Annotated in this window: 14 protein-coding genes and 1 pseudogene; 9 read left to right on the plus strand and 6 right to left on the minus strand. The window is 69.2% G+C overall.

The window, feature by feature from the left end; all coding sequences use genetic code 11:
• Window positions 1-940, plus strand: a pseudogene (locus M6444_RS18160) (FAD-binding oxidoreductase); the annotation flags it as partial.
• On the opposite strand, the gene M6444_RS18165 reads toward M6444_RS18160, so the two are convergent.
• From M6444_RS18165 to M6444_RS18175, 3 genes are read right to left on the minus strand one after another with little or no spacing between them, the layout of a single operon-like run.
• Entirely contained in the window at window positions 920-2,083 is a 1,164-nt protein-coding gene (locus M6444_RS18165; RefSeq protein ID WP_298330681.1) for an ABC transporter permease, read from the minus strand. The pseudogene M6444_RS18160 and the gene M6444_RS18165 sit on opposite strands and share 21 nt — an antisense overlap.
• Entirely contained in the window at window positions 2,080-3,249 is a 1,170-nt protein-coding gene (locus tag M6444_RS18170) for an ABC transporter permease (protein WP_298330684.1), read from the minus strand. The genes M6444_RS18165 and M6444_RS18170 overlap by 4 nt, the downstream gene beginning before the upstream one ends.
• Window position 3,250: 1 nt before the next feature.
• Window positions 3,251-4,222: an ABC transporter ATP-binding protein gene (locus tag M6444_RS18175; protein ID WP_363326422.1), complete on the minus strand. Its 972-nt coding sequence runs from the start codon at window positions 4,220-4,222 to the stop codon at window positions 3,251-3,253.
• A gap of 517 nt (window positions 4,223-4,739) precedes the next feature.
• On the opposite strand from M6444_RS18175, the gene M6444_RS18180 reads away from it, so the two are divergent.
• On the plus strand, window positions 4,740-6,206 hold the full coding sequence (locus M6444_RS18180; protein WP_298330691.1) for a DEAD/DEAH box helicase: 1,467 nt from the start codon (window positions 4,740-4,742) through the stop codon (window positions 6,204-6,206).
• Between the two features lie 6 nt (window positions 6,207-6,212).
• On the opposite strand, the gene M6444_RS18185 is transcribed toward M6444_RS18180, so the two are convergent.
• Window positions 6,213-8,072 (minus strand): acyl-CoA dehydrogenase, encoded by a 1,860-nt coding sequence (locus M6444_RS18185; RefSeq protein ID WP_298330694.1) that lies wholly within the window; start codon window positions 8,070-8,072, stop codon window positions 6,213-6,215.
• Between the two features lie 213 nt (window positions 8,073-8,285).
• Between M6444_RS18185 and M6444_RS18190 the strand changes: the two genes are divergently transcribed.
• From M6444_RS18190 to M6444_RS18200, 3 genes are all read left to right on the plus strand, one after another.
• Entirely contained in the window at window positions 8,286-8,765 is a 480-nt protein-coding gene (locus M6444_RS18190) for an META domain-containing protein (RefSeq protein WP_298330697.1), read from the plus strand.
• A 227-nt stretch (window positions 8,766-8,992) separates the two neighbouring features.
• A complete protein-coding gene (locus M6444_RS18195; protein WP_298330700.1) occupies window positions 8,993-12,520 on the plus strand; it encodes a hypothetical protein in 3,528 nt (1,175 codons plus the stop codon).
• Window positions 12,521-13,058: 538 nt separating this feature from the next.
• Window positions 13,059-13,613, plus strand: a complete 555-nt coding sequence (locus tag M6444_RS18200; RefSeq protein WP_298330703.1) for a GNAT family protein — start codon at window positions 13,059-13,061, stop codon at window positions 13,611-13,613.
• 16 nt (window positions 13,614-13,629) lie between these two features.
• Here the strand turns inward: M6444_RS18200 and M6444_RS18205 are convergent, their stop codons facing one another.
• Together M6444_RS18205 and M6444_RS18210 are read right to left on the minus strand one after the other, a co-directional pair.
• The gene (locus M6444_RS18205) at window positions 13,630-14,007 is read right to left on the minus strand and encodes a VOC family protein (RefSeq protein WP_298330705.1); all 378 of its coding nucleotides are present in this window, start codon (window positions 14,005-14,007) and stop codon (window positions 13,630-13,632) included.
• 197 nt (window positions 14,008-14,204) lie between these two features.
• On the minus strand, window positions 14,205-15,524 hold the full coding sequence (locus tag M6444_RS18210) for a glycoside hydrolase domain-containing protein (protein ID WP_298330708.1): 1,320 nt from the start codon (window positions 15,522-15,524) through the stop codon (window positions 14,205-14,207).
• A 209-nt stretch (window positions 15,525-15,733) separates the two neighbouring features.
• Between M6444_RS18210 and M6444_RS18215 the strand changes: the two genes are divergently transcribed.
• The 4 genes from M6444_RS18215 to M6444_RS18230 are packed head-to-tail and all read left to right on the plus strand — an operon-like array spanning window position 15,734 to window position 17,832.
• On the plus strand, window positions 15,734-16,372 hold the full coding sequence (locus tag M6444_RS18215; protein WP_298330711.1) for a DUF4178 domain-containing protein: 639 nt from the start codon (window positions 15,734-15,736) through the stop codon (window positions 16,370-16,372).
• A gap of 8 nt (window positions 16,373-16,380) precedes the next feature.
• A complete protein-coding gene (locus M6444_RS18220) occupies window positions 16,381-16,881 on the plus strand; it encodes a DUF2617 family protein (protein ID WP_298330715.1) in 501 nt (166 codons plus the stop codon).
• A gap of 29 nt (window positions 16,882-16,910) precedes the next feature.
• Window positions 16,911-17,315: a DUF4247 domain-containing protein gene (locus M6444_RS18225; protein ID WP_298330718.1), complete on the plus strand. Its 405-nt coding sequence runs from the start codon at window positions 16,911-16,913 to the stop codon at window positions 17,313-17,315.
• Window positions 17,316-17,373: 58 nt separating this feature from the next.
• Window positions 17,374-17,832: a DUF350 domain-containing protein gene (locus tag M6444_RS18230; protein ID WP_298330721.1), complete on the plus strand. Its 459-nt coding sequence runs from the start codon at window positions 17,374-17,376 to the stop codon at window positions 17,830-17,832.
• Window positions 17,833-17,865 lie beyond the last annotated feature (33 nt).

The raw sequence follows: 17,865 nt of genomic DNA on the forward strand, positions 1-17,865 counted from the left end.
TGACGGCCGGGTGGTCGTCTGTGACGACGAGCGCGAGCCGGACTTGTTCTGGGCGCTACGCGGGACCGGCGGTGGCACGCTCGGCGTCGTGACGTCACTGGTGTTCGCGACGGTGCCGGAGCCGCGGACCACCGCGTTCCACCTGACCTGGCCGCACGACCAGGCCGCCGACGTCCTCACCGCCTGGCAGTCCTGGTCGCCGGCTGGTCCGGACGAGCTCGCCGCCAGCCTGCTGATGACGGTGTCGGGCTCCGGGTCGCGCCAGCCGGTCGTGAACGTCTTCGGCTCCTTGATCGGAACCGGTAGCGACGCCGAGGCACTGCTGGAGCCGTTCGTCGCGCAGGTGGGCACCGATCCGCGCTCGTCCGTTCGGCACGAGTCATCGTTCCGCGAGACCAAGCGTTACCTGTCCGAAGAGCTACCCGTCGCGGCGCACGCGGAGGAGCCTCCTGCGAACGGTGACATGCTCAGCCGGTCGGAGTTCTTCCGGCGATCGATGCCGCGCGAAGCGGTCGCGAGGCTGGTTGACAACCTCACCGCAGGGCTGGTCCCGGGTGAGTCGCGCGAACTCGACTTCAGCCCGTGGGGCGGCGCGTACAACCGCGTTGCGGTCGACGCCACGGCCTTCGCCCACCGCGCCGAACGGTTCCTGCTCAAGCATGCGACGGTGATCCATCCGGAGGCGACCGACGCCGAGCGTGCCGCGGCACGGCGGTGGCTCGAGGCGTCGTACGACACTGCGCGTCCCTTCGGAACCGGCCAGGTGTTTCCGAACTTCCCCGAGCCTGGGCTCGATCCGTGGTCGCCGCGGCACGTCGGCGGCAACCGCGACCGACTCCTCCAGAACAGCGACGCTTACGACCCGGACGGGCTCTTCGGCCGCGGTCGTGACGCCACCGCGAGCCGCCGGGGTGCAGGGTCACAGAGCGCGCGCGAGTGAGCGGCGGAGCAGCCACGATCCGAGCACCAGCAGGAACACCGCCATACCGGCCAGCACCCCCAGCGACGGCAGGATGTCCATCAAGCCGGCGTCATGCCGTTGGATCTCGGCGAACGCTTCGTATCCCCAGGCGTGCGGCGTGAAGTCAGCGACCGTGCGCAGGCTGTCCGGGAACAGCTCCAGCGGGAGCATCGATCCGCCGAGTCCGGCGAGCACCAGCCCGACGCCGATGCCGACTCCGGAAGCGGCGGAGTCGTTGTCCATCACCGAACCGATGACCATCGCGGCTGCGGCGGCCACCAGGCAGAACACGCTCAGGATCAGCCCGGCGAGCAGCACGTCACCCCAGGTCACCCCGAACAGCAGCGTCGTGCCGAGCATGATGTAGCCGCCCTGGAGCAAGGCGATGACGAACCGGCCGATCACCTGGCCGCCGATGACGTGCCGGGCGGACACCGGGGCGGCCAACGTACGGGCGATCACCCCTTCGCGACGAGCTTGGATCAAGGTCGCCGACCCGGCGAGGGAGATGAGGAACACGAACAGCAGCATCTGCTGGACCGCGCCGACCTCGAACTGTCCGACTCCGCTGAACTCCTGCGCCAGCTCATCGGTGTCCAGCACTTCCACGACCGGCGGCTGGACGGTCTCGCGTGCCCGCGTCAGTGCGTCATGCGCCGTGGCCTCGTCCAGGCCGGCACCGGTCAACGCTGCAAGCTGGCTCTGCTGGGTACCGACCGCCTGCACGGCGGTCCGCACCTTCTGCATGGTCGCCGGTGAACCGGCTCGGTCGGCGGTGACGATCTCGATGCGTACGTCCTCGCCGGCCTCGAACGCATCAGCGGCCTCGGCGGGGATGAACACGCCGACGTCACTGCGCCCGCGAGCCAGCTGCTCACGCACGTCATCGGCATCGTCGAACGTCACGTTGACGTCCTCGGTCTCCAGCTCGGCCACGACGGCGGTTCGCAGCGCTGAGTCGCCGCCAGCGACGGCGACCCGGCTCTGCCCGCTCTGCTCGCCGAACTGCAATCCGATGACCAGGACCATCAGCAGCGGGAACACGAAGACGAAGAAGATGTTCGACCGGTCGCGGAAGAAACGCCGCAGCTCGACGGCGCCGATCGCCAAGGCCGCCGTCATGTCGTCGCCGCCCGATCCGGGATCACTCGGGACACCAGCAGGCACACGACCGCGAACCCGACCATGATCGACAAGGGTGTGCCGAGGTCGGCCAGGTCACCGCCGCCGGACGTGATGCCCAGGCCCCGGATGAACGCCGCGATCGGATTCACGTCGATGATGGTGGCGGCCAGCCCGGTCGCGGGAATCGGAAAGAACGCACCGCCGGCCATGCCGAGCACCACGGCGACGATGGACTGCATCACGTTGGCCTGTTCAGCCGTGCGCGCCACTCTGGCGACGATGAACGTCAGTGAGGTCGCCGCCGCCACGGCGGTGACGATCAGCACAGCCACCGCGAGCACGTCACCGAAGTCGACACCGAACAGCAGCGACCCCACGGTCAGCAGGAACGACGTGGCGAACACGCCGAGCAGGAAACCGGTCAACGACTTCGCCAGGACCACGGTGGACCGGCGCATCGGCATCGACTGCAGCCGGGCCATGGTGCCCTGCTCACGCTCGGCAAGCAGCGCCAGCACGCCGAAACCGACGGTGAACAGCAGGAACAGTCCGGTCTGGCCGGCCACGAGCGTGCCTTTGGTGCTCAGTTGCTCGTTCGAGGCCTGCCCCTCGATCAGCGCGATGTGGTCACTCGGGGTTGCCGCGGTGCGGCCGACTGTGGCGAGCTCGTCGGGGGAGAGGCCTTCGGCGCTGCCCGCCACGGTGGCGACGACCCCCGCGGTGAGCTGGTCGACGGTGCCCTGGACCACGGAGATCACCACGTCGGCCTCCAGGCCGCTGGAGTCGCCCTCGATGATCTCGACACGCGCCTGCCGGCCGGTCGACACCGTCTGGGCGAAACCATCGTCGACGGTGATGCCCACGGCTGCATCGCCATCGGCTACGTAGTCGTCGACCTCGTCGGCGGGCATGTCCTTCACGGTGACGTCCATGACATCGAGCCCGGTCAGGACGTCAACGATGGTGGGCGCGAGCGGATCGTCGGCGGGGACACTGGCCGCGACCGTCACCGGCTCCAGTTCAGGGCTCTCGTCGAACCCGCCGAGCAGCAGGTTCAGTACGCCCATGAGAGCGAGCGGGACGGCGATGCCGAAGATCAGGATGGACTTGTCGCGGAGGCGTTGACGCAGGTCGAAGCCGACGATGGTCCACAGTTGCCGCATGTCAGTCCCGCAGCGCCTTGCCGGTCAGATGCAGGAACACCGACTCCAGATCGGGCCGGGTGATCTCGACGTCGGACAGCGACACCCCTGCCTCGGTGGCAGTGGTGACGACCCGCGCCACTGCGGTGGGCGCATCATGCACGGTGAGCATGAGCATGCGCCGGTCGGCGTCGACCTGTTCGATCTCGGGTAGCGCCCGCAGCGCCTGCGCCGCGGCTTCGATGTCGCCGGACCCGCTGAGGCGGATGTGGTCGACCCCGCCGGTGAGGCGGACCAGGTGGTCCCGGCTGCCCTCGGCCTGGATCCGCCCCTCGTCGATGATGCCGATGCGATCGCACAACCGCTCGGCCTCTTCCATGTAGTGGGTGGTGTACAGCACGGCCATCCCCTCGACCGACAGCGCCTCCACCGATTCCAGAATGGCGTTGCGCGACTGCGGGTCGACGCCGACGGTCGGCTCGTCGAGGATGAGCAGGCTCGGTTGATGCAGCAGGCCGATCCCGATGTTGAGCCGGCGTTTCATGCCGCCGGAGTACTCCTTGGTCAGGTCGCCGGCGCGGTCGCTCAGCCCGATCAGGTCGAGGACCTCGTCGATACGTCTATCGAGCGCGTCGCGCCCGATTCGCTGCAGCCGGCCGAAATAGCGCAGATTCTCCCGGGCCGTGAGATCGGGATAGATGGCCAGGTCTTGCGGGACCAAGCCGATGTTGCCCTTGACCTCGACCTTCTTCGGATCCATGGTCTGGCCGGCGACGACCACGCTTCCGGCATCAGGCGAGATCAGCCCGGCCACCATCGAGATGGTGGTGGTCTTTCCCGCGCCGTTCGGTCCGAGCAGGCCGTAGGTCTCGCCCGCCGCGATACGGAACGACACGTCGTCGACCGCGGTCAGGTCACCGAACCGCCGCACCAGCGACTGGACCTCGAGGACGTAAGCCCCCGCTGCCGGATGATCGAGCCGTGTGTTGGAGATGGTCTTCGCGGACACACGGAAACCCTTACTCGTCGGTCGAACGCGGGAGAGCAGCGATGACATCGTAGCGGCCCGGCTGCTGTCGCCCTTGTGTGGGAGGGTGAGCGCTGATGCGCGGGTCGTGAAGATCGTCGTGTCGGGGTGCGCGGGGTTTGGTCGGTTGTGATGATCGTCGTGTGGTGGGGCGCCGGGCATAGCGGCGTTTTTTGTCACGACGATCTTCACGACCGCCGGAGCTCAGGATTCGCGACCACCGGCTGAGCGGTTCCGCGACCGATTCCCTCACGACGTGACGCGGGTCTCCGCGCCGCGGTGTGCAATCGGCAGACTGTGGCGGTAAGCTCGATCACAGCCACGGCCCTTGCTCACCGCAGGGCCGTTCTCGTGCCCGGGTTCTATGACGGTGGAACGTCGAGAGAAAGTCGGGTACCGCGCCCCTGAAGGCTCATCGCGTTCCGCACCCGCGGCGACGCGCCGGGTGCGCCGACCGCTCGATTTCCGAACCGGAGCGCCAGTCTTGTCCTACGACCGTGCCAGCCTGCCCACGAGCAATTCTCGTCGTCCGCAACGCTCCAGCGGTGGTCCCCAGCGCCGCGACAATCGTTCCGGCCGCCGTCCCTACCGCAAGAACGACCGTCGCCCGAATGGTCACCGCAGCGACCGGCGTGCTTTCGATCCTGCGCGCCGGGCCGCCATCGAGGCGTTCGACCCGGCCGACTCCGCCTTCTCCGCTCTCGGGGTCCCCGAGAGCGTGGTGAAGATCCTCGGTGTCGACGGCATCGTCGAACCGACCGCGGTCCAGGCTGCCGTCCTGCCCGACGCGATGGCCGGGCGTGACGTGCTGGGCCGGGCCCGTACCGGCTCGGGCAAGACGCTGGCCTTCGGCCTGCCGATCCTGACCCGGCTGGCCGGGTCGCGCAGCGCCGCCAACCACCCGCGCGCGTTGATCGTCGTCCCGACCCGTGAGCTCGCCGGACAGGTGACGGCGGCGCTCGAGCCGCTGGCCGAAGCTCTGCGGCTGCGGATGGTCACCGTCTATGGCGGTGCGCCGTACGACCGTCAGATCCGCCGGCTCGACCGCGGCGCCGACGTCGTGGTCGCCACCCCTGGCCGGTTGAGCGACCTGATCGAGCGGGGTGCCTGCAGCCTCGACGCCGTCGAGGTGGTCACCCTCGACGAAGCCGACCACCTGTGTGATCTCGGCTTCTTCCCGGCCGTCGACGAACTACTCGCCCAGACACCGCGCGGCGGGCAACGGCTGTTGCTGTCGGCCACGCTCGACGGCGACGTCGACCGGCTCGTGCGGCGGCACCTCGACCAGCCGGCCCGGCACGAAATCGACCCCGAGGTCAGCTCCGTCGCGACCATGGATCACCACGTGCTGGTCGTCGGCGCGCACAACAAGCTGGACGTCACCACGCAACTCGTCCGCGCCAACCCGCGAAGCATCGTGTTCACCCGGACCAAGGGCGGCGCGACCCGCCTGGCCGAAGACCTCGAAGGCGCCGGGGTGCCGGCTGTCGACCTGCACGGTGACCTCTCGCAGCGGGTTCGCGAGCGCAACCTCGACCGGTTCCGGTCCGGGCGCGCCCAGGTCGTGGTGGCCACTGACGTCGCCGCGCGCGGAATTCACATCGACGGCGTCGGGCTGGTCGTGCATTTCGACCCGGCCGGTGAACCCAAGGCCTACCTGCACCGATCCGGTCGGACCGCCCGCGCGGGCGCGTCGGGCGCCGTGGTCACGATGGCGACTCATGGGCAAGCCCGGCATCTCGGCGAGCTGTTCCGCCGGGCGGGCGTGGAGGCGAAGAACGTCGACGCTCGCTCGGTCGCCGGTGAGCCCATCACGGCCTCGGCCTTGTCCGAAGCGCCCGCGATGGCACGGCGCGAGCCGCCTCGTGGACCCGCTCGCCGCAACAACGGCGCCCGGCCGGGTAACCGGCGGCGTCGCGACGGTGCACCGCGCCGCCGCCCGGTCGGCTGAGCCTGCTCAGAACGCAGCTTCGTCGAGATCCATGAGCGCGTTGTCCGTCGCCTCGACCATCGCGCGCTGAGCACCGAGCAGCGGCAGCACCTGCCGGGCGAAGAACTGCGCGGCGGCGACCTTGCCCTCGTAGAAGGCAGTGTCGGCGGCGGAGACGTCGCCGTCGAGCTTCGCCAGCGCGATGCTCGCCTGTCGGACGAGCAGCCACGCCACCACGAGGTCGCCGGTGGCCAGCAGGAACCTGGTGGTGTTCTGGCCCACCTTGTAGACGTTGCGGGGGTCACCACCGTCGCTGGCCGGATCGGCGGCGGTGGCGAAGCTGATCATGGCGGTCAGCATGCCCTGCACGTCGCCGAGCGCGGTGGCCAGCAGTTCTCGCTCGACCTTGAGCCGGCCGCCGCCGGCCTCTTCGGCGATGGTGTTCTGGATCTGCTGGGCCAGCCAGCCGATCGCCTGGCCGCGGTTGCGGACGATCTTGCGGAAGAACAGGTCTTGGCCCTGGATCGCGGTGGTGCCCTCGTACAAGGTGTCGATCTTCGCGTCGCGGACGTACTGCTCGAGCGGATAGTCCTGCAAGAAGCCCGAGCCGCCGAGGGTCTGTAGCGACTCCGAGCCCAGCAGCGTCCAGGAGCGTTCCGAGCCGTACCCCTTGACGATGGGCAGCAAGAGGTCGTTCACGCTCTCGGCGAGTTCGTCGGTCTCGCCGTTGGCGGCAGCCTGGGACACCCGGTCCTGCATCGACGCGGTGTACAGCACCAGCGCACGCATGCCCTCGGCGTAAGCCTTCTGCGTCATCAGGGATCGGCGGACGTCGGGATGGTGCGTGATGGTCACCCTCGGTGCCGTCTTGTCCGCGGCGTTGACCAGGTCGGCGCCCTGGACGCGCTCCTTGGCGTACTCGAGTGCGTTGAGGTAGCCGGTGGACAACGTGGCGATCGCCTTGGTTCCGACCATCATGCGGGCGTACTCGATGACCTGGAACATCTGCGCGATGCCGTGGTGAACGTCGCCGAGCAGGTAGCCGACCGCGGGTTCGCCGTCGCCGAAGGTCAGTTCGCAAGTCGAGGAGACCTTCAGGCCCATCTTCTGCTCGAGGTTGGTGGCGTAGACGCCGTTGCGCTCACCGAGCTCACCGGTCGACAGGTCGAAGCGGTACTTCGGGACGACGAACAAAGACAACCCCTTGGTGCCGGGGCCACCGGCACCTTCGACCCCGACCGGCCGGGCCAGGACGAGGTGGATGATGTTCTCGGCCATGTCGTGCTCGCCGGAGGTGATGAACCTCTTGACGCCTTCGAGGTGCCAGGTGCCGTCTGCTTGGGGATAGGCCCGCGTGCGGCCCGCGCCGACGTCCGAGCCGGCGTCGGGTTCGGTGAGGACCATGGTCGCCGCCCAGCGACGTTCGATCATGATCTCGGCGATGCGCTTGTGCTCGTCGGTGCCGTTGTTCCAGATGACGCTGGCGAAGGCCGGGCCGGACGCGTACATCCACGCTGCGGCGTTCGCGCCGAGAACGAGTTCCGCGCCCGCCCAGTGCAACGCATGCGGCAGCGGGGTGCCGCCGAGCTCCTCGGGCAGCCCGAACCGCCAGATCTCGGAGTCCATGAGGGTACGAAAGCTCTTCTTGAACGACTCCGGAATCGTGACGGTGCGTTGCTGCGGGTCGTAGACGGGCGGCTGCCGGTCGGAGTCGGTGTAGGACGCGGCGAGCTCGTCGCGGCTCATCCGGTCGATCTCGGCCAGGATGCTTCGCGCGGTGTCGACGTCGACGTCCGCATAGCGCCCCTGCCCGAGCAACTCACCGGTGCCGAGCAGGTCGAACAGCGTGAATTCGATATCGCGAAGGTTGGACTTGTAGTGGCCCATGTGGCTCCTCCGTGCGGCGCGGTCGGCGTGGCTACCAGTGAGTAACCCACATCTTGCTACCAGTGAGTAACTTTTCGCAACCTCGGTCTTCGTGATCCGGCCCGCGGTGCACGGCCCGACACGCCTGGTCGGGAACTTTGTGCCCGAGGAGGGGAACGGATCATCGCCGCGGCGCGTCGCATCGGTATGCGACGACTTCGAATCTTCAGTGCCGTGGCGGGCATCGCGCTGCTTGCCGCCTGCGGCAGCAACGGCAGCGACGACGGCACCACCGCGGTACCGGAGGACGGTTCCGGCACGTCCGAGTCCGAGACCACCGCGGAGCCCGCGTCGATCGTCAGCACGAAGTGGATCCTCAAGGAGGTGGCCACCGCCGACGTGTCGCTGCAGTCCGCGGACGACGGCCCGTCGGCCTGGCTGCAGATCAACGACGCCGGCGAAGTCACCGGCAGCACCGGCTGCAACGGCTTCGGCGGATCGGCGGAGGTCGGCGAGGGTGTCGTGACGTTCGAACCGCTGCTGGCGACGAAGAAGGGATGTTCGGGCGAACTCGGCGAGATCGACACGGCGATGCTGAGCGTCCTGCGCGGCGAGGTCACCGCGGAGGTCTCCGGCGACTCCCTCACCATGACCAACGCCGACGGCGACGTCTTGACGCTCACCGCCGGCGAGGTGCCGTCGGGCGAGCTCTGACGGTGGTACCGGCCCCTCGGACCCTTACCCCGAGGGGCCACCGTGGTTTCTATCGCACCGACCGCTGACCGTCATGGACCGACACGGGCGGTTGGGCACTCTGATCCCGGTCGGCGCCATGGGCACGCGAATGCCCGCAATGTGCGGCCAGGTACATTGATCGACACAGTCGGCCGGGGGACGCCCCGGCCGACTGTACTGACGAGTCCGCCGCACCGGGAGGCAGCGTGCGCGATCGGTCCAGCCGCGCCGAATCGGCGCTGCGTGAGGCCGTGTCGCGCGGCGTCGAAGCTGACCTGGGGCGAGACATCGACCCCCGCGCGGCCGAGTCCGCGCAGGCGTGGGACGCCTCCCGGACGGTGCGGGCGAAGGTCATCGACGAGCTCCTGCGCGAGTCGAACGAGTCCGGTCACGTCGGGGCCGTGCAGCTCACCGGCGTGCGGATCGCAGGCGGGTTGCGGCTGCGCTACGGCCGCCTCGTCCGCCCGCTGCGCCTGGATCTGTGCTGGATCGACGACGTCGTGCAGCTCGCCGAGCTCACCGCGGCCGGGGTCGAGCTCGTCCGGTGCCGCGTCCCCGATCTGCGGACCGAATCGGTCGACGTCGAGAGTTCGGTCTCGGTCCGCGAATGTCTCGTGGACTCGGTCACGATGGTCGACACCCACGTCAACCGGTCCGCGTCGTTCGAAGACACCCGGTTCGCCGGCATCGCGACGCTGTTTCACGCTCGAAATCTGACCGTAGGCGGCGACCTTCTGCTCGACCGCGCCCGGCTGTTCACCGACGGCGGGCCGGCGATCAACACCGAGCGCCTTCGCGTCGACGGTGGTCTCGGCCTCGTCGGTGTACGTGCTCGCGGGCCGGTCAAGCTCTCTGGAGCATCGATCGCCGGCCGGGTGGATCTCACCGACGCGGTCCTGCGCCATCGCGACGGCGTGGCGTTGGACGCCCAGCGCATGGTCGCCGGCGGGCTCGACGGGGTCGGCTTGCGCTGCAGCGGCGCGGTCGACCTCGGCCACGCCACGATCGCCGGGCGCGTGACGTTCGACGGTGCCGTGCTGGCCAACCCCGGCGGTGACGCGCTGCGCGCCGGCGACATCGAAGCCGATCGCATCGAGGCCGAGCACGGCGCCCGGATGCTCGGCCGGCTACTGATCAACCGCGGCGTCGTGCGTGACACGTTGGCGCTGCGCGGCCTGGAGATCAGCAATCCCGGTGGTTACGCCATCGTGGGCATCGGCGCCGCGGTCGGTTCACTGGTCGCCGACCGCGCCACACTGGTCGGGCGGGTCGTCTTCGACGAGGTCGAAGCGACCTCCATCCGAGCGGTCGCCGCGCACGTGAGCAATCCGGACGACTCCTGGGCGCTCAGCTTCCAGTCGGCGACCGTACGGCGTGATCTCAACCTCGAACGGCTGCGGACCGAAGGCGCGGTGAACGTCAAGGGCATCCGGGTCGGCGCGGGGGTCTTCCTCGACGCTGCGGCGCTCGACGGCGGGCGCCGGGCACTCGCGGCGTCGCGGGCCGTGGTCGGCGAACGATTCGTACTCGGCCGGCGGTTCTGGTGCCGGGGCGATGTCGACCTCACGCATGTGGACATCGGCAAGAGCCTGGTCATGGACGGCGCCCGGATGCAGGGCGTGCTGCGCCTGTTCCAGGCGCGCATTCGCAGCGACGTCCTGCTGCGCGGGGCGTACATCGAGGTCCCTGGGATCGGCGTCGACGCCATCGGGCTGCGGGTGGACGGCCGGTTCACCGCCCGCGGACTCGTGTGCGACGGCGCCGTGCGATTGACCGCCGCGGTCGCCGACAGCGTCGTCCTCACCGGCGCACAGCTGTACAACCCGGATGCCAACGCGTTGATCGCCTCGCGCATCGAAGTCCGCGGCGACTTCGTCATCGGGGACGACCCGTACTCCTCCGATCTCGGCTCGTTCTGGGCTGACGGCCGGGTGGTACTACGCGACGGCTCCGTCGGCGGCGACCTGATCTTCGACGGCGCGGTGTTGCGGCGCACCGGCCATCGGGTGCTCGACGGTACTGGGGTCCAAGTCGGCGGGAAGATCTCGCTCGAGCGGGCGGAGATCTTCGGCTTGGTCTCGTTCGACCAGGCCCATGTGCGACGGCGCATCGTCCTGGGCAACTCGATGCTCGCCGGCACCGGCGTGGGGTCGGCGGACGGTCCGATCGTCTTCAGCGCTATGCAGACCACGTCCGACGAGTTGTTGGTCGACCACGGCGTGTTCCGGGGCGCGCTGCGTCTGAGCGGTTCGTCGTTCTCCGCCGGGGCGAGCATCCGGCATGCGACCATCGAGGCCCACGGCAGCGCAGCGCTGTTGGCGGCGGATCTGACGGCCGGGGTGCTCCGGCTCACCGGCCTCGACGTCGACGGCGCGGTGGTGTTGTCCCGGTGTCGGCTGGGTGGAGACCTGCTGATCGACGGGGGCCGCTACCGGCACGCCGGGCGCATCGCCATCGACGCCGCGCACGCCTCGGTGGCCGGCGCGCTCATCGTGCGCGAGGCCGACCTGGCCGGAACCCTGGTCCTGCGACGGGCCGAAGTCGGTCTCGCGGTGCAACTGGCAGGCCTGACCGGCGAGGTCGGCTCCACGCAGGACCGGCAGGCCTCGATCGACCACGTCGTCACCGCCGCTGGCATTCGGGTGGAGGGCAACGTCGAGTGCCGCCGGCTCAACCTCGTCGGGCAGCTGACTTTCGCCGAGGCGACCCTGGCCGGCCGGCTGATCTTCCGGGGTCCGGGTTCGCTGACCAATCCCGGGCGGACGGCGTTGTACGCCCCGGACCTCACCGTCGACGGCGCCGTGGAGTTCGGCACGTTGTACAGCGACGACGGCGGCGCCACGTTGGACGTCGTCGGCGACGTGCGCTTCGACCGGGCTCGGCTGGGCGAGATCTGGTGGGAGCGAGTCTCGATCAGTGAAGGCATGGCCGAGCCAGGCCCGGCCGGGCCGGTCGAGGAGGAGAAACCGCTCATCAGCCTGCACCAGGCGCAGGTGTCTCGCCGGGTGCTGATGAACGGCATGGACATCGCCCCGGCGGCGCAGCCCGGACGTCTCGTGATCGTCGACCTGTCGCAGATGCAGGCGGGGACGGTGGAGTTGCCGTCCGGCGAGAGCGCTGTCGACCTCCGCGACGCCGCGGTGCGCACGCTCGTCCTCGACCCGGACGACACCACCAACGTCATGCTGTCCGGGTTGACCTTCGACGACCCCGGCGATGCGGACGTCACGACCGCCCTGGCCTGGCTACGCCGCGACCTGACCGGATACCAGCACCAGATCTACGAGCAGCTGGCCGCGCACTACAGCCGCGCCGGCAACGACGCCGCCTCGCGCACCGTGCTGCTCGCGCGGCAGCGGCACCGGCGCGACCTGCTCGGCACGTCGTCGTTCGGCCAGCTGCTCATGAAGCTCTGGGGCTACGCCCAGGACGTGACGGTCGGCTACGGGTACCGGCCGGGGCTGGCAGCCGTCTGGTTCGTCGGCCTGCTCGCCCTGGGTACCGCGTACTTCTCGGGCCAGGACATCGAACCGGTGGAAACTGACGTGCATCCCACGTTCAACCCGTTCGGCTACACCCTCGATCTACTCATCCCGCTGCTCAGTCTCGGCCAGGACGCTGCCTGGGACCCCAAAGGCGCCGACCTGTGGATGGCTTACGGCCTGGTCTTCGCCGGAGCCGTGCTCGCCACCACGGTGGTGGCGGCGGTCACCCGTGTCTTGAACCGCCGGTAGCCGGCGTCTCTGCGGCTTTGGTCATCCACAGATTTCATGCACAGGCCTGTGGGCGAAGGGAGTCTGACGCTCACGAACCTGTGGACACTCCTGTGGGCAACGCATCGGCCGGATTCTGTGTCTTCGAACCTCTTGCTGATGTGGCGGCACGGCACTAGAAACGTCAGCATCGTCCTCGACGGATTCGGAGTCCGGCTCCGGGGTGACCCGAGGGCTCCGAAGGAGCGGGGACGTGCCGCCCGGAAAACGGCGGGCTCGCACCGGGCCCACCCCGGTGGACTGTGTCCGACGCACAGGAGCTCGCGCGGAGCCGAGCGGCAGGCCGGAACGCGTACGACAGGAACGTCCAGGTCGTGCGTCGCAGGCGTCCGTCGGAGGCGTCGGCACGGGGGTCGGGTTCAACCCAGCCGCCGTGAGGTCCGGCCCATCGCGAAAGCCCCTCGGACCCTTACTCCGAGGGGCTTTCAGCGTCTTCGCGCCGTCCCCGGCGGCTAAAACCCATTGCCGCGCCGGCGCGCGGGTCGAAACGATGACGCACATGATCGACCATTCGGCACTGGCCACCACTCCGACTTTGACCGGCGAGCGCATCCGGCTCGTACCCCTGCAGGCCCGGCACGCACGCGACGTGTACCAATCTTTACAAGACCCCGTGTCTCGGCGGCTGACCGGAACCCACACCACCTTCACGTTCGACCAGATCGAACGGTTCTGCGCGAGCCGCGACGAACAAGACGACCGGCTTGATTTCGCCATCGAGGACATCGCCACGGGAACCTACGCCGGTGGGATGGCGCTCAACGGTATCGACGTTCACAACGAGTCCGGCGGATTCCGCGTCGACCTCGTCGAGGACTACCGCGGTCAGGGTCACGGACCGGAAGCGATCCGGCTGATGCTGGCCTACGCGTTCGACGTCATCGGGCTGCACCGCGTCAGGCTCGAGGTGTTCGACTTCAACGAGCACGCCATGCGGGCCTACCAGAAGTGCGGATTCGTTCTCGAGGGGCGCGAACGCGAGGCCCTGATGTGGGAGGGGCAGCGTTACGACATGTTGATCATGGCGGTGTTGAAGGGCGACGTCGTGTGGTGAGCGCCAGCGAGGTGGCTCAGCCTCGATCGCTCACGCAGAACTCGTTACCTTCCGGGTCGAGCATGACGGTCCAGTCATCGTACGAGTCGAGGAGCGAGGCACCCAGCGCAGTGAGCCGCTGCACCTCGGCGGGGCGGTCGCCGGTTTCGAGATCGACGTGGACGCGATTCTTCGTGACTTTGGGTTCGGGCACCTGCTGAACGAAGATCGTCGGGCCCGGCCCGTCGACAGCCACCGTCGGGTCGGTGTCGGGGGTGTGCCCGAGCTCCGCCAGCCTGGCGATCTCGGCATCGTCATACGCGCGCACCTGATAGCCGTCCAAAGCGGCCGCCCAGAACCGTGCGAGCGGCGCCGCGTGCGCCGCATCGATGACGATCTCTCGCAGCCGTGCCAACGTTCCCCTCCGCATCCCGCGTTCACTGCATCAGCACGTTATCGCACTGCCGGGCTCGTAACTGTCCGGCCGGCCGGCGACGTGCTTGGCGCGGTGAACGGCTCCACACTTCCGGCATTTCGGGCGGATCGCGACCATTCAGCGGGCCAGGTGATCCATTCACCGTGCCAAGCGGGCGCTCGCCATGGCTGCGGTCATCACGGGCAACGCGGCACGGGTGCGCTCCACGATGTGTTCGACCGATTGGCGACGTAGTAGTCGCTGACCCACTCGCCGCTGCCGATCCGGTTCCAGACCCGGGAGGTGCCGACTCGAGAACCGGTCTTCTGGCAGATGACGTAGGCCAGCGCGCCCGGACGCAGCACACCGCGCTCGGCGTAGCTGGCCCCGGGGCCGGACCGGATCTTCACCGGCGACGTACTGGTGACTTGGCCGGGATAGGTGCACCGCGGCAGACTGGCCGAGAAGGTCGTGTTCGACGGTGTCGCCAGGTGGAAATCGCTCACCCAGGTGCCGTTGGACAGCCGGTCCCACACGGCGGTGGTGCCCACCTTCGTGCCGTGTCCCTGGCACAGCACCGGCAGCGTGCTCCCCGGTGCGTGGCTGCGCACCACCGGGTAATTGGGGCCGGGGCCGGTGCGGGCGTTCAGCGCCGTCGAGCTGGTCACGCGATACGGCTGAGACACCGTGGCCACCGGAGCGTTGAACAGGTCGTTGTCGATGTTGAGTGTGACCCCGCCCCAGGTCTCGTCATGATCACCGCGGTACTGCTTGGCCCGCTGGTGGTAGGACCACCGGGCGTTCGGCACCTGCGGCCAGTCTCGCAACGAGGCGACGCCGTCCCAGCGGGCCATCCACACCGCGTCCGGGCGCGCGAACGTGCTGGAGTCGTACGAGGCCGACAGGTCGCGTAGCCCGGAATCCTGGTGGACGTAGACACCGGCCAGGTAGCCGCCGGCGTGCAGCGTCGTCGTCCACGCCGAGACGTAGCGGCGCACCGCGGTGACACAGGAACTGTTGCTCCGGTCGTAATGCTCGACGTCGGCGTACAAGGCACTGCCTGGCCGCAGCCCCAGGGAGCGGGCCTTCGCGAGCGCGTCGCGCGCTTCTCGCGCGCCGTAGGTCGCCGCGTTCGCCGCGGTGTAGCGGTGCGGCTTGTTGCCGAGCATGCAGGACGGTTGGCGGCCGAAATAGGTCGGAATCAGCTGGTAGCCGAGCGCGCTCGCCTCGCGGACCCACGCGGCGGTCAGGTTCGGCTGGGCACAGCCGCGATTGTTGCCGCCGAAATAGATGTTCACGTGGCGATACGGCGAAGCCCGCCACGCGCTCAACTGTCCGATGGACGGTGCGGTGCAGGTGTCGAACGCGGGCCCGCGCGCCACCGTGGCCGACGACCCGGACGGGTGGTCGACCGGTGTCGCTGGGGCGGCGGCTGCCGGTGCCCAGGTGGTCGCCACGGCGAGCACACCGATCACCGCCGCAACCAGTGCCGCGGTCGTGCCACGCCGGTTCTTCATGGTCAGCCCCCTGGCTGTCGGGTCCATGGTCCGCGCACCGCGGACGCCAGCCCAGGGCCGGACGACCTGTGAACCGCGGCGAACGGCCCCATCTACGATCGCAGTCCGCCAGGCGTTTCGGGGCGCTTTCATGGTGTTGGCCCGCCGATGTGTAGGGTGGCCGGGCCCGAGCGCACATCAACAGTTCGACGTCTGGGGGCCGGCGAGTCGTGGATCTCGTGATCGTGCTCGTCGTGGTGGCAGTGGCCGTTGCGATCATCATGTTCCTCCGCGCGCGGCGCGCCCGGACCGAGGCCGCACCGGAGCCCGTGCGCATCCCGCGAGATCCGTTCGATCCCAGCGACAGCACCCTCGGCGATCCGCGCACGCTCAAGGCGGGGGACATGGTCGATCTGCTCGGCCAGCGACTGTTCGTCCGGGGTTCGCTGCGGCTCCGAGAAGGCGGCTACCGGTGGAGCGAGCATTTCCTCGATGGTATGGATGACATGGCCGACATGACTGGCGCTGCCGGTACCCGCCGTTGGTTGTCCGTCGAGGAGGACCCTGACCTCGAGGTCGTCATCTGGACCGAGCTCAAGCGGACCGACCTGCGGCCCGACGCCGAGGTGCTGACCCACGACGGTGTCGAGTACCGCCGCGACGAATCCGGTACGGCGACATTCGCCTCGGAAGGGACGACGGGGCTCGGCTCCAGCGGCCGGGTCGAGTACGCCGACTTCGAGGGCCCCGGTGGTCGCTATCTGTCGTTCGAGCGGTTCGACGGCGGCGAATGGGAGGCCGGCCTGGGAGAGCGCCTGCCCGCCGGAAGCCTCACGGTGTACCCCGGAAGCGACGGGTCGGGAGGCTGATCGGGCGCGTGCTTGCCACCCTGGACGTGCCCTACGTCGACACCAGGGCCGCCGACCTCGTGTGGACGCTCGACCATCCGGTTCTGCCTGCCCTCACCCTGGGCCGCGCCACGACGCTCGGCGGCACGCTGGAACTGCGCGTGCTGGGGGCCTCGCACCAGGTCGTGTTGCGTGGCCGGGACGGCGACGTCGTCGAGACGGTCGCTTGCCTGCCCGGCCACCGCCCGTACCTGCCGGACGCCGTCGACCGTCGTGTCGCCGGGCGCCGCTACCGGTTCCGGGCCACCGTCGACCAGGTGAGTGCGGCCGAGGTCAGCGCTCGCGCTGACGAGCTGCGCGCGATGGCGGAGGGGCAGGCGACGGCACCCACGGTCGTCGCGTCGTTCCCGGCCGCGCCGGACGCGCTGACCGCCTTGGCGGCCGTGACCGGCCGCGGCGTGGGGTGGCGGACGTGGCATGTGTACCCGAACAGCGGACAGGTCGTGTCGACCAGCACGGAGGTGGTCTGATGAGGCGCCCGGGCCGGAGCCGTGCCGTCGTGGCGGCAACAGCCGTCGCCGCGCTCCTGGCGCTCACCGGATGCAGCACCGCGGGGGAGCAGGTGCGCGACTACGTCTCGGAGAACTACGAGCGGGTCTCCGACAACGGCCCCTATGCGGCGTTCCGATCCGACGACTCGGTCGACAAGATCGCCGAGGACATCCAAGCGGCTGCCGCGCCGGGGCGTGATCACCAGGACACGACCGGTCGCTACCTCGGCTACGAGGACGTGATGGTGCACATCGAGGAGGAGCAGAACGGCTCGGGCTCCGCCATCGAGGTCACCGACGCCCGCGACGGCTACGACCGCTGGGGCCCGGCCATCATCCCGATCTGGGGAACGTTCGGCGGCAGCTACCGCAACGCCTTCTCCGGCGGCGGATCAGGATTCGGCGGCAAGTGAACACCCGGCCGGCCCGGCGACGGTCGGCGACACCGACGTAGCGAGAGGACCACGGCACATGCTCATGGCACTGGGGGTCGAGGGCGACCTGGACGCCGGCGATCTGCTGGAGGAGGCGGGCATCGTCCTCGCCTACTGCGGCGTCGGCTTGGTGATGATGCTGCTCGGCTTCATCCTGGTGGACCTCCTGACGCCCGGCAAGCTGCGCGACCTGGTCTGGGTGGAGCGCAACTACAACGCCGCCGTGCTGGTCGCCACCGGTTTCGTCGCGCAGGGAATCATCGTGATCGCGGCCATCTACGCCAGCGCCGACGACTTCGCCAAGGGCCTGGTGACGACCATCGTGTACAGCGTTGTCGGCCTCGTCGTCAGTACCGTCGTGTTCGTGGTGGTCGACCTGCTGACACCCAGGAACCTCCGGCACGACCTCGTCCACATCGAACCGCAACCAGCCAGCTGGGTCATCGGCACGCTGCGCATCGTCGTCTCGGGCATCATCGCCTTGGCCATCGTCTGAGGCCGGATCACTGACCGGAGAAGCACCACTGAG

Origin of the sequence: Haloactinopolyspora sp. (assembly GCF_027324685.1) — a bacterium.
In the GTDB taxonomy this organism is placed as follows: Bacteria; Actinomycetota; Actinomycetes; order Jiangellales; family Jiangellaceae; genus Haloactinopolyspora.

What these genes read in the sequence shown, in the direction of transcription:
- M6444_RS18165 (WP_298330681.1), bottom strand. Translation starts at nt 2,083, where the DNA reads ATGACGGCGGCCTTGGCGATCGGCGCCGTCGAGCTGCGGCGTTTCTTC.
- M6444_RS18170 (WP_298330684.1), bottom strand. Translation starts at nt 3,249, where the DNA reads ATGCGGCAACTGTGGACCATCGTCGGCTTCGACCTGCGTCAACGCCTC.
- M6444_RS18185 (WP_298330694.1), bottom strand. Translation starts at nt 8,072, where the DNA reads ATGGGCCACTACAAGTCCAACCTTCGCGATATCGAATTCACGCTGTTC.
- M6444_RS18200 (WP_298330703.1), top strand. Translation starts at nt 13,059, where the DNA reads ATGATCGACCATTCGGCACTGGCCACCACTCCGACTTTGACCGGCGAG.
- M6444_RS18210 (WP_298330708.1), bottom strand. Translation starts at nt 15,524, where the DNA reads ATGAAGAACCGGCGTGGCACGACCGCGGCACTGGTTGCGGCGGTGATC.
- M6444_RS18230 (WP_298330721.1), top strand. Translation starts at nt 17,374, where the DNA reads ATGCTCATGGCACTGGGGGTCGAGGGCGACCTGGACGCCGGCGATCTG.